The following is an 11,511-nucleotide window of genomic DNA, read 5'->3' as shown; positions in this document are numbered from 1 at the left end:
CGTATCACCAGGAGTACCAGTAAAACCAGTACATCCAGTAGGGCCTATAGGACCAATAATACCAGTGGGACCAGTAGGACCAGTAGGACCTGTATCACCAGGAGTACCAGTAAAACCAGTACATCCAGTAGGACCGATAGCACCAAGAATATCAGGAGGACCAGTAGGTCCAGTTGGACCCGTATCACCAGGAGTACCAGTAAAACCAGTACATCCAGTAGGGCCTATAGGACCAATAATACCAGTGGGACCAGTAGGTCCAGTAGGACCTGTATCACCGGGAGTACCAGTAAAGCCAGTACATCCGGTAGGACCAATAGCACCAAGAATACCAGGAGGACCAGTAGGTCCAGTAGGGCATGGACTACAATCTGTATCTATTACCATAGTATAAACTGTATTAGAAATGATATTAGTTTCATCACCAGTAGTTCCATAGAAGAGTCTACAAAAATTTATGATTTCAGTACCATTTTCAGTATTATTATTAATTTTTACATTAAAAGTTATAGTAACAGCTTCATTTATGCCTAGTGAAGGGATTATCGTTTCAATATAACCAGGCTGTCCGATATTAGTAAATTGCATATTATTTACTGTTAAACTATTAGCAACATAGGTTGTATTGGCAGGAATTTCATCATAAAAATATAAATTAGTGATTTCAGTATTGCTAGTATTTTCAAAGGTTATAGTATATAAAAGAATATCACCAGGTTTAGCTACATATTTATCAACAGATTTTTTTAAATTTGTAATAGGACTTTCAATTAATTCATAAAGAGTAATATCATCTATAATAAAATCATTTCCAGTTGCAGCAGCACCTTCACTAATAAAAGAAATTGTAATAGTTGTCTTAGTATCTAAATTATTTTTACCATCAATTATGCTAGTACCAGAATTTAACATTGTACCTATCTGATTCCAAGTGGGGATTTTTTTTACTTTAAAATTTCCTATTAAATTATCATTAAAAATAGGAGTTGAGCTTCCTTCTTCTGTTATTTCAACTCTCAATTTGGGCAAAGCAGCACTAGGAAAAAGGTCTATATTACAAATCCATGCTGAAAAAAAATAATTAGTATTTTCCTTAAGAGTAACATCACTTTTAAAAATAAATTCACCTGGATAAGCTCCATTTACAATTAGCATACTACTAGTTTCATCACCAGATTTGTGGTCGGAAACATTAAACCAGCCACCAGTAGACCAACCACAAAAATTAGAATTAGCTATTGTATTACTTAAAGAATATTGACCATTATATGGTGGGCAGGTTGGATAACCACCATGGGTACAAGTACATAATTCACCAGGTTCGTCATTTTGACAAGCAAGATTAGGGTCACTAGTTTGAGTTGCAGGATTATGTTCATACTGGACATATTGAAAGCTTTCTCCAAAACCTGAATAAGGATTTGAAGCAGGACTAGTTTGTACAGGGGTTCCATTTGGCAAATTACCAAATGTACCATTATCAGCACCAGTAAATAAATTACTTCCAGTAATAACATACTTACCTAAAGAAAGTGGAATATCATTAACAAAAACATCAATAAAAGAAATATTATCAATATCTTCTGTTAATGTATCAATAAAAACTGTATTGGGTGATATTGAACAAATTCTATTAGAGTCTGATGGAGCATTAGCAACTTGAGAAATATATGGGTCAATTGGAGTTATGGATATCTCCTTAGAGTCATTCCAATCTCCAGTAGAAGATATTTCACCTAGATATTGTCCCGCTTCAACAACTCGATAACTATTATTAGAAGGTACGTTTATAAAAGTGAACCTTCCGTTAATATCAGTTTTCACAACAATTCCAGTTTCTGTTACTACGCCGTAAATATTTTTGTCCCCTTGAATTTGTAATGCAATTGTAACATTAGGCATAGGAGTATTTATTACATCTTTATAGGGTCCACCGTTATTGTGTACAACTGTTCCTGAAATTGTATATATATTTACATTTTCGTTAATTAAAGAATATTTTTTTGAATTAGTCATAAAAAGCACCTACAAAATTTTCTATAATAAGATATTATATGAATATATCTATGAAAATTTCATGTAACTATTTAATATGGTACAGTAATTTAATAAATTTAATGAGTAAACTTTTCATTAAGCTTAACTTATAAATATAAAAAAATCAGCTACAAATTAAGTTTTGTAGCTGATTTTTTATCTAACCCGCTTGAATCATCTCCTTTCTAGAGAAGAAATACTTTTAGGAGTAAATAAAAATTAATTTTTGACTATTCAATTAAAATTTGAGTACTATTATTTGTAGTTACTTCCTTCTTAGGCAATTCAATATTTAAAACACCATTATCGAATTTAGCTTTAATTGAATCTTTATTTACATTGCTAATATAAAATGCCCTTGAAACTGATCCATAGCTTCTTTCACGTCTTATATAATTATCTTTCTTTTCTTCAGATTCATTATTTCTTGTTGCAGAAATAGTTAAATAATTATTATTGTAATCAATTTTTATATCTTCTTTCTTAACACCAGGTAATTCAGCATGAACAATATATTCCTCTGGAGTTTCCTTTATATCAGTTTTGAAGCTTCCACTAGAATTAAATTCTGATAGCATATCATCATTAAAGAAATCATTGAACATGTCATTAATTGTTAATCCTCTACTATTTTCTCCATTATTAAATTTAAAAGGTACTAAACCAAACATACAAAGACCTCCTTATACTAAAATTCTAAATTTTAATTTAGTTAATTCAACTTACTTCCTAAAGTAATAGTTAGGAATGAAGTTCATTTAATAAATTAATTTTGTGAAAGTTCAAAAGTAGTTTTTAGTAAGCTTAATTGAATTTTCAGTGTGAGAAGTTTATTATTTATTACTTCTCTTATCTCTTTGTACAAGTACATTATAAGATTAAAGTCAAAGAAAGTCAAAGTTTAAAATGAAGAGGTTTGGTTTGATTTATTTAGAAAATTAAAGAGTTAGTTTGATAAAATTTAATTTTAAAAAATTTTTTATATATTTCAATAAATTTAAATAAAAATCAATATTTCTAAAAACTATTTTTAGGAATGTAAAGAAAAAATATTATTTGGGGATATAAAATGTACATTTACTATTAATCCACTATTATAAAATTCAGATATCCATGTTACTATTAGGTGGACAAGTTGTTAGAGACGTAAAAGTACAAGACGACTAAAAATGAGTTAAAGATATTAACTCAAATTATAGGAGGAATGGAAATGAAATCAAAAATAATTTCACTAGTATTATTAGGAAGTATATTTGTAGGAGGAGTACAAGCCCATGCAGAAACTATTGATAATAGTTCAAATTCTAAAATGGTAAGTACATCTACTAGTTATAGATATAATAGACATAATAAACATAATAATAATCAAAATAAGCCATCTACTGGCAATACTTCAACATCTACTGGTAACACCTCAACATCAAATGGAGGAAATACTAGTAACAATACTCAAACAGGTTATAGTACAGTTGTAAATGATCAATTCATGGCACAAGTTGAACAAGCCATATTTAATAAAGTAAATGAAGAAAGAGCAAAAGCAGGAGTTGCACCATTAACATATAATACAACAATGGAAAAGTATGCTAGAATTAAGTCTCAAGATATGGGAGATAATAATTACTTTAGTCATACTGATTTAAGTGGTAACTATATAACTACAAAAATGAAAGCTGATGGAGTTACATATAGAGCTTGGGGAGAAAATATCGCTTATATAGGGGGAATTTCAGACCCAACAGCATTAGCAAATCAATTTATGACTAACTGGATGAATTCACAAGGTCATAGAGAAAACATATTATCTACAAACTTTAGTAGTATTGGTGTAGGTGTATATAAGATAGGTAATAAGGTATATGCAACTCAAGAGTTTTACAAATAGAAAATAAATTTAGAATATATAATTAAATAGTACAATAATAGGAAGCTATAAGGTGATTTAAATATAATATCATCTTATAGCTTTTTTGTTATAGTCAAACCTTAAATTTATATTGGAATAAATGGTATTTTTTTCTTATATAAAAAAATACAAAAATATAATATAATGTATTTAATTCTAAAAAATAATAAATTCAAAAGAAAAAATGTATTAATAGGTCAATAATATGGAGGGAATATGGTAGATTATAGAGAGGTTTTTAGAAAAATGCCCATGCCAGTTTTATTTGTAAAATATAAATTAATCTCAAATGAGCAATTTAAAATGAAAATAGAATTTATTAATGAAGAAACACTTTCATTTTTGAATAAAACTTCTGAAGAGCTTATAAATAAGGAGTTTTTTGATATTTTACCAGAGTTTAAAGATGATAAAAATTTTACATATAAAATACAAAATATGGATAGTGATAATATAATATATACTAAATATGTTAGAAGTTTAAATAATTTTATTAAGATTACGATACAGAAAATAAATGATGAAAGCTTTATTTTTTATTTAGAATGTTGTATAGAAAAGAGAGTTCTAGATAATATCAAGAAAAAGGGTAATATTTTCTTCGTTAAGGATAAAGATAATAAATACATGTATAGTAGTTACTCTTATAAAGAACTTTCAGGAAATGCTAATATAGATATTTATGGATTAACAGATTTTGATCTATATGGAGCGGAGATTGGAAGTAAATATTTTGAAGCAACTAAAGAGTTTATTGATTCAAAACAAACTTATACTAAAGAAAATTGCAATTTAAATAATAATGTGTATTTATTAAATAAATATTCAATATTGAGCGATGATGAAGTTGTAGGAGTTATAGGGGTTCTTGAAACTATTGAAGGGAAATTAGAAAGAATATCTGATGGTGGTGTTATTGCTGAAATATTAAATAATAGTTCGGAACATATAGTTTTTAAAGATGTTAATGGTATATATTTAGATTGTAATGATAGTTTTTTAAAAGATTTGAATGTTAAGCGTGAAGATATTATAGGAAAAGCTAATTGTAATGTAAAGGCTTTAAGTTCAATAAATGATAGTTCAATTAAAACAGACTTAGCAGTAATTAATGAAAAGAAAAGAATAATATATACTCAAGAAATAAATATTGATGAACAGGTTAAGGAGTTTGAAATTATTAAAGAACTATTTTTAGATAGTTATGGAAATGTAGCAGGAGTTATCGCAACAGGAAGAGATGTTTCTCATAGAAGAGAAATTGAAAAATTACAGCAAGAATTCTTTGTAAATATATCTCATGAATTAAGAACTCCTTTAAATTTAATTTTTAGTTCATTACAAATAATTAAATTTATTAAAAAGGAATCCTGTGAAAAAGCAAGGGAATTTAATAAATATATAAATATAATAGAACAAAATTCAAAAAGATTATTAAAGTTAGTTAATAACTTAATTGATTCTACAAAAATGAAGTGCGGATATTATAAATATAATCCCAAAAATGGGAATGTAGTAAGTTTCATAGAAGATATTTCTATGTCAGTAGCTGAATTTGCTAAACAAAATAATATTGATTTAATTTTTGATACTAATGTAGAAGAAAAAATAATGGCATTTGATTTTGAAAAGCTGGAAAGAATAATGCTTAATTTGCTTTCAAATAGTATAAAATATAATAAAGCAAATGGAAAAATAGAAGTATTATTAAATGATTGTGGTGATAGTTTTAATATAGCTGTAAGAGATACTGGAATAGGTATACCAAGTGATAAATTTGAATATATCTTTGAAAGGTTTAGGCAAGTTGAAAATAGACTTAGAAAGTCTAATGAAGGTAGTGGAATAGGCTTATCTCTTGTAAAGGACTTAATTGAAATACAGGATGGAATTATAGAAGTTAAAAGTGAACTAGGTATTGGTAGTGAGTTCAAAATAAAATTACCAGTAAAGGTTTTAAGTGAAGAGCATGATTTTAATAAAGAATATTTTGATAATGATTCTAACGATTTGGTTAAGAGGATGAATATAGAGTTTTCAGATATATATTTATAAATAATTAATATATAAATAAATAATAAAAGCAGCCACAAATTAAGAATTGTGGCTGCTTTAAGCTTTTTAAAACAATGGAATCATCTTCTTTCTGGAGTCATTATTAATTGGGCTATTCAATTAAAATTTGAGTACTATTATTTGCAGTTAATTCCTTTTTAGGTAACTCAATATTTAAAACGCCATTATCGAATTTAGCTTTAATTGAATCTTTGTTTACATTGCTAATATAGAATCCTCTTGAAACTGAGCCATAGCTTCTTTCACGTCTTATATAATTATCTTTCTTTTCTTCAGATTCGTTATTTCTTGTTGCAGAAATAGTTAAATAGTTATTATTATAATCAACTTTTATATCTTCTTTCTTAACACCAGGTAATTCAGCATGAACAATATATTCTTCAGGGGTTTCCTTTATATCAGTCTTGAAGCTTCCACTAGAATTAAATTTTGATAACATATCATCATTAAAGAAATCATTGAACATGTCATTAATTGTTAATCCTCTATTATTTTCTCCATTATTAAATTTAAAAGGTACTAAACCAAACATACAAAGACCTCCTTATACTAAAAATTTAAATTTTAATTTAGTTAATTCAACTTACTTCCTAAAGTAATAGTTAGGAATGAAGTTCATTTAATAAATTAATTTTGTGAAAGTTCAAAAGTAGTTTTTACTAAGCTTAATTGAGCTTTCTATTTGAGAAGTTTATTCATTCTTTATTTATTACTTCTCTTATCTCTTTGTACAAGTACATTATAAGATTAAAGTCAAAGAAAGTCAAAGTTAAAAATGAAGAGATTTAGTTAGATTTATTTAGAAAATTAAAGAGTTAGTTTGATAAATTTTAATTTTAAATAAATATTTATATATTTGAAGAAAATTAAATAAAAATGATTAACGTATTTGCAAATGGGGCAGGGGTTCGATATCAAAAGTATGGAGCAACATTTGAGCATTTAGCTTCTTGGGGATTTGTAGCAATAGGAAACGATGATGCTAATTCTGCAAGCGCTAAATCTTCATCAATTACATTAGATTATATTTTATCATTAAATAGTAATGAAGAAAGTATATTTTTTAATAAATTAGATACAGCAAATGTAGGAATTTCAGGACATTCACAAGGAGGTGTAGGAGCAATAAATGCTGTAACTGAATTTGATAATAGTAATGTATTTACATCAATTTATACTGCAAGTACAACATCGATTGAATTAGCTAATACTCTTGAATGGAATTATGATGTAACCAAAATATCAATACCTTATTTTATGGTAGCAGGTACAGGTAAGGCTGATGCTGAAACAATAGCACCGCTAGATTCTATGGTTAAAAATTATATGAATTTAAATAGTGATATTAAATCAGTTATGGCAAGAAGAAAAAATACTGATCATGGGGACATGCTCCTTTATGCTGATGGCTATATGACAGCTTGGTTTAGATATACTTTAATGAATGATGAGGAAGCTAGCAAAGTATTCTTAGGAGATTCAGCTGAAATATTAAGTAATTCAAATAATTGGCAAGATGTAATGATTAAATAGAAATAAATATATTGATTATGAAGTTGGATATACTAAAAAGGAATATATTATTATCCATAAAATGCAATAATGTTATCAGTTTAATATGATAATATTATTGCATTTTTTTGTTTAAAAATATATTTATATCTTATTACTTATTTCGACAAAGTGAAGTGATGATATTTGCTATAATTAATAAAAATAGGTAAAAATAAAGGAGGGGTAGTTTTGGGGATAATTATAATTTTAATAATTATAATGTTAATTATTAAATTTAATGGTGCAAAAATTAAAGGTAATGTTGGCGAAAAAAGAGTAGCTAATATACTATCAACTTTAGATAATACAAAATACAAAGTTATAAATAATTTGATGATAAGAACAGAAAGAGGTACTACACAAATAGATCATGTTGTTATTTCTATATATGGAATTTTTGTGATAGAAACAAAAAATTATAAAGGATTAATATTTGGTAGTGAAAATGATGAAAATTGGACACAAGTAATTTATAAGAATAAAGGAAAATTTAGAAATCCTATAAAACAAAATTATGGACACGTATTATCAATAAGGGAAAGATTAAGCCTTGATAGTAGTACTAATATTAATCCAATAGTGGTTTTTACTAATAGGGCTACATTAAAGGTTAATACGAAATCGCCAGTTATGTATGATAATAATGTTATTGACTATATAAGAAGTTGTAATTCTATTGTAATGTCAATAGATATGGTAACTAGGATATATTATGATTTACTTATGTTTAATATTGATTCTAAAGATGTAAGAAAAGAGCATGTACATAATATAAAAAGTAATTTAAGTGAAAGAGAAAAAAAGATACAAAATAACATATGTCCTAGGTGTGGCAAGGCGCTTGTAATGAGAAATGGAAAGAATGGACGTTTTATAGGCTGTAGTGGGTTTCCTAAATGTAGATTCATAAGAAATTAATATAGATAGTAAATAAGAAAAATACAATAATAGGTTAATAATGTGGAGGAAAGCATGGTAAATTATAAAGATGTTTTTAGAAAAATACCTAAACCAGTTTTGTTTATAAAGTATGAATTAAACAAAGATAAGAATACTACAATGAAGATAGAATTTATTAATGACGAAGCACTTTCATTTTTTAATAAAACTTCTGATGAGCTTATCCATAAAGATTTCTTTGATGTTTTACCAGAATTTAAAGATGACAAGAACTTTATAAATAGGATAGAGAGTATAGAGAATGATAATATAGTATGCACTAAATATATTAGGAGTTTAGTGAATTTTATTAGCATTACTATACAAAAAATAGATGAAAAATATTTTGCTTTTTATTTAGAGCATTGTATAGAAAAGAAAATTTTTGATGAAATTAATGAGCTAGGTAATATTTTCTTTATAAAAGATAGAGAAAATAGATACATGTATAGTAGTGATTTATATAATGAATATGAAGGGCATCCAAATCTTGATATGTATGGATTAACAGACTTTGATGTATATTCAAAAGAGAATGGAGATTTATACTTCAATGCAGCTAAAACCTTCATTGATTCAAAGCAACCATATAGTAAAGAGATTAGTACATTAAATAATACTGTATATATATTAAATAGATATTCAATATATAGTAATGGTGAGGTTATAGGTATTATAGGGATTTTTGAAAGTGTTATAGGGAAATTAGAAAAAATATATGATGGTGGTATAATGACTAAAATAGTAAATGATAGCCTAGAACATATAATTTTTAAAGATATGAATGGTGTGTATTTAGATTGTAATGATAGTTTTTTAAAAGATCTTAAACTTAAACGTGAAGATGTTATAGGGAAGAGTAGCTCTAACATATATGGTTTAAGTGAAATAGAAGCTAGTATACAAAAATCAGATTTAGAAGTAATTAAAGAGAAAAAGAGAAAAATATATAATGAAGAAATTACTATTGATGGACAGGTTAGAGAATTTGAAGTTATTAAAGAGCCATTTTTGGATAGTTACAAAAATTTAGTGGGGATTATTGTAACTGGAAGAGATGTTACTCATAGAAGAGAAATTGAAAAAATGCAACAAGAGTTTTTTGCAAATATATCTCATGAATTAAGAACTCCTTTAAATTTAATTTTTGGTTCATTGCAACTAATTAAAAGTGTTGAAAAGGAAGTTTTAGAAAAAAGAAATTCCTTAAATAAGTATATAGATATAATAGACCAAAACTCCAAAAGATTATTAAGGTTGGTTGATAATTTAATTGATTCTACAAGAATGAAATGTGGATATTATGAATATAACCCTAAAAATTATGATATAGTGAGTTTTGTAGAAAATATTTCAATGTCAGTAGCAGACTTTGCTAAACAAAATAATATAGATTTAATTTTTGATACTAATGTTGAAGAAAAAATAATGGCTTTTGATTTAGAAAAGCTAGAGAGAATAATGCTTAATCTCCTTTCAAATAGTATAAAATACAATAAGGCACAGGGGCAAATAGAAGTATTGCTAAACGATTGTAATGATACTTTTGTTATAACAGTAAAAGATACTGGAGTTGGGATACCAAGTGATAAATTAATGTATATATTTGAAAGGTTCAGGCAAGTTGAAAATAGGTTTAATAAGTCTACTGAAGGTAGTGGAATAGGATTATCGCTTGTAAAAGATTTAATTGAAATACAGGGGGGAACTATAGAAGTTAAAAGTGAGTTAGGTGTTGGAAGTGAATTTATAATAAAGTTACCTGTAAAGATTTTAAGTGATGATAGTAATATTGATAAGGTATATTTTAATAATGATTATCATGATTTGGTTAAGAGAATGAATATAGAGTTTTCTGATATATATATAGGAAATGATTAAGATGTAATAGCTTCTTATTAGGTAAAATAATGGTTTTGTTTTAAAATAGTGTTGAAATTAGCATAACATAAAAGGATGTCCAAATGGACACCCTTTTTGAATAGAAATTAAAGTACTCCTATCTTTATGTTGTTTAAATATGGTACAGATAATATAAGAATAAAAATCGAATATATACATAAAAACAATGATAAACTTCCTAACCCTAATTTGTTACATTTAAATTTTTTCACCATTGCTCCTCCTATCAATATACTTAATGTGGTAATACTTATAACTAAAACTACTATAAGTGTTAAATTATAAATTTATCGAGCATTTTAAAAATCAAATCGTCTTATACTTCGTAATATATTAAAATTGTTCATTAAATCTACTCTATAAGTAATAAATAACTTCTTCTAATGAAGATAATACTGCTTTTGTCATATTCAAATAACGTTGATTTGGAACTTTCATGTCTGGTATACATATTACTGGAATATTAGCTGAATATGCTGCTTGAATTCCTGATTCACTATCTTCTAAAACTAAGCACTCTTCTGGATTTTCTGAAATTTTATCACAAGCTTTTAAGAAAATATCTGGGTTTGGTTTTCCTTTTTCAACCTCATTACCAAATACAAATTCATCAAAGTATCCAACAATGTTATGCTGTCTCAATATTGTTAATGCTCTATCTCTTGTACTTGATGAAGCAATAGCAATTTTTAAATTGTTATCTTTTAAATACGTTAATAATTTTTTAACTCCAGTCTTTAAATCAATACCTTCATTAATAAACTTATCTTCAACTTTTAATACGTTCTCTAATCCTACCTCAACAGTCCACGGTAAATTATATGTATCTATTAAATTTGTAACATTCTTAACTTCTGTTTTTCCGCTAAAATTTTGAGCGTATTCTTCAATAGAAAAGCTATGTCCAAATTGGTTTAATATTTCTTTATAGATTTTATATGAAACTATCTCACTATCAATTAATAAACCATCTAAATCAAATATAACTGCTTTTATCATATATCTCTCCCCTTAAATACATCCGATCTGTTAAGTTATATGAACATTGCTCTTCTCAACCTAAGGAAATACAATAAGTTTGCGAGACTAAATAATAC

At 26.6% G+C, this 11,511-nt stretch carries 9 protein-coding genes and 1 pseudogene; 5 read left to right on the top strand and 5 right to left on the bottom strand.

Features of this window, described 5'->3' with window-relative positions; genetic code table 11:
* Together ABUA17_RS17690 and ABUA17_RS17685 are read right to left on the bottom strand one after the other, a co-directional pair.
* A pseudogene (locus ABUA17_RS17690) lies at positions 1-2,016 on the bottom strand (hypothetical protein); the annotation flags it as partial.
* A gap of 251 nt (positions 2,017-2,267) precedes the next feature.
* Complete coding sequence (locus tag ABUA17_RS17685; RefSeq protein WP_042398998.1) at positions 2,268-2,708, bottom strand: Hsp20/alpha crystallin family protein; 441 nt, start codon at positions 2,706-2,708, stop codon at positions 2,268-2,270.
* Between the two features lie 539 nt (positions 2,709-3,247).
* On the opposite strand from ABUA17_RS17685, the gene ABUA17_RS17680 reads away from it, so the two are divergent.
* Positions 3,248-3,922, top strand: coding sequence for a CAP domain-containing protein (locus ABUA17_RS17680; protein ID WP_243276150.1), 675 nt, complete (start codon positions 3,248-3,250; stop codon positions 3,920-3,922).
* 237 nt (positions 3,923-4,159) lie between these two features.
* On the top strand, positions 4,160-5,998 hold the full coding sequence (locus ABUA17_RS17675; protein ID WP_349818204.1) for a PAS domain-containing sensor histidine kinase: 1,839 nt from the start codon (positions 4,160-4,162) through the stop codon (positions 5,996-5,998).
* A gap of 112 nt (positions 5,999-6,110) precedes the next feature.
* On the opposite strand, the gene ABUA17_RS17670 is transcribed toward ABUA17_RS17675, so the two are convergent.
* Positions 6,111-6,551 (bottom strand): Hsp20/alpha crystallin family protein, encoded by a 441-nt coding sequence (locus ABUA17_RS17670; protein WP_042399004.1) that lies wholly within the window; start codon positions 6,549-6,551, stop codon positions 6,111-6,113.
* A gap of 344 nt (positions 6,552-6,895) precedes the next feature.
* On the opposite strand from ABUA17_RS17670, the gene ABUA17_RS17665 reads away from it, so the two are divergent.
* From ABUA17_RS17665 to ABUA17_RS17655, 3 genes are all read left to right on the top strand, one after another.
* Complete coding sequence (locus ABUA17_RS17665) at positions 6,896-7,552, top strand: poly(ethylene terephthalate) hydrolase family protein (RefSeq protein ID WP_195952651.1); 657 nt, start codon at positions 6,896-6,898, stop codon at positions 7,550-7,552.
* 210 nt (positions 7,553-7,762) lie between these two features.
* Entirely contained in the window at positions 7,763-8,491 is a 729-nt protein-coding gene (locus tag ABUA17_RS17660) for a nuclease-related domain-containing protein (protein WP_243276153.1), read from the top strand.
* Positions 8,492-8,545: 54 nt separating this feature from the next.
* Positions 8,546-10,393: a PAS domain-containing sensor histidine kinase gene (locus tag ABUA17_RS17655; protein WP_195952652.1), complete on the top strand. Its 1,848-nt coding sequence runs from the start codon at positions 8,546-8,548 to the stop codon at positions 10,391-10,393.
* Between the two features lie 107 nt (positions 10,394-10,500).
* On the opposite strand, the gene ABUA17_RS17650 is transcribed toward ABUA17_RS17655, so the two are convergent.
* A complete protein-coding gene (locus ABUA17_RS17650) occupies positions 10,501-10,629 on the bottom strand; it encodes a hypothetical protein (protein WP_279325373.1) in 129 nt (42 codons plus the stop codon).
* Between the two features lie 142 nt (positions 10,630-10,771).
* On the bottom strand, positions 10,772-11,413 hold the full coding sequence (locus ABUA17_RS17645; protein ID WP_082425256.1) for an HAD family hydrolase: 642 nt from the start codon (positions 11,411-11,413) through the stop codon (positions 10,772-10,774).
* Between the last annotated feature and the right edge of the window lie 98 nt (positions 11,414-11,511).

It is taken from the genome of Clostridium sp. RTP31139st1_H3_RTP31139_211217 (assembly GCF_040227035.1).
GTDB lineage: Bacteria > Bacillota > Clostridia > Clostridiales > Clostridiaceae > Clostridium > Clostridium saudiense.
The sequence above is the reverse complement of the archived record's forward strand: the minus strand, read 5'-3'. Positions and strand labels throughout refer to the sequence as shown.

Excerpts from the sequence above, each read along its gene's own strand:
- ABUA17_RS17685 (WP_042398998.1), bottom strand. The coding sequence starts at position 2,708 with ATGTTTGGTTTAGTACCTTTTAAATTTAATAATGGAGAAAATAGTAGA.
- ABUA17_RS17680 (WP_243276150.1), top strand. The coding sequence starts at position 3,248 with ATGAAATCAAAAATAATTTCACTAGTATTATTAGGAAGTATATTTGTA.
- ABUA17_RS17675 (WP_349818204.1), top strand. The coding sequence starts at position 4,160 with ATGGTAGATTATAGAGAGGTTTTTAGAAAAATGCCCATGCCAGTTTTA.
- ABUA17_RS17670 (WP_042399004.1), bottom strand. The coding sequence starts at position 6,551 with ATGTTTGGTTTAGTACCTTTTAAATTTAATAATGGAGAAAATAATAGA.
- ABUA17_RS17665 (WP_195952651.1), top strand. The coding sequence starts at position 6,896 with ATGATTAACGTATTTGCAAATGGGGCAGGGGTTCGATATCAAAAGTAT.
- ABUA17_RS17655 (WP_195952652.1), top strand. The coding sequence starts at position 8,546 with ATGGTAAATTATAAAGATGTTTTTAGAAAAATACCTAAACCAGTTTTG.
- ABUA17_RS17650 (WP_279325373.1), bottom strand. The coding sequence starts at position 10,629 with ATGGTGAAAAAATTTAAATGTAACAAATTAGGGTTAGGAAGTTTATCA.
- ABUA17_RS17645 (WP_082425256.1), bottom strand. The coding sequence starts at position 11,413 with ATGATAAAAGCAGTTATATTTGATTTAGATGGTTTATTAATTGATAGT.